We start from the raw sequence: 579 nt of genomic DNA on the forward strand, positions 1-579 counted from the left end.
GACGGCGACCTGAAAAACCTGAGTTCGGCATGGGAAGACTTAGAGATTGAAGTCTTTGAGAAACAGGACTCCGCACTGCGCCAACTGACTGTGACCGCAACTGACTGGCTGGTCAATGTCGCGGTGTGGGCCAAGAAAAATCCGGAGCTGGTCGCCACTATTACCAAAGTGACCGGCGGAGTGCTGGCACTGGTGGCCGGGCTGGGTGCGCTGGGGCTGATGGCGTGGCCGGTCATGGCCGGATTTAACATACTGCTGGCCGGGGCCAGCCTGTTGAGTACCGGCTTTTCACTGATGGCCGGAACCATTGCCACGGCGCTCACTGCGCTGACATGGCCGATAGTGGCGGTGGTCGCGGCCATTGTGGCCGGGGGGTTACTTATCCGTAAATACTGGGAGCCTATCAGCGCCTTTATTGCTGGCGTCGCCGAGGGTTTTACCGCCGCCATGGGGCCAATCAGTGCCGCTTTTGAGCCGCTTAAACCGGTGTTTAACTGGTTTAGTGACAAGGTGAAACAGCTTTCGAACTGGTTCGCTGACCTGATTAAACCGGTGAAAGCCACGCAAGAAACCTTGGAC

1 protein-coding gene is annotated in these 579 nt (G+C 57.5%); it reads left to right on the plus strand.

The features are described from left to right. A partial coding sequence (locus OVO64_RS20430) for a phage tail tape measure protein (RefSeq protein WP_267249000.1) occupies positions 1–579 on the plus strand: 579 nt, incomplete at both ends.

Origin of the sequence: Yersinia sp. Marseille-Q5920, from assembly GCF_946902935.1 — a bacterium.
Lineage (GTDB): Bacteria > Pseudomonadota > Gammaproteobacteria > Enterobacterales > Enterobacteriaceae > Yersinia > Yersinia rochesterensis.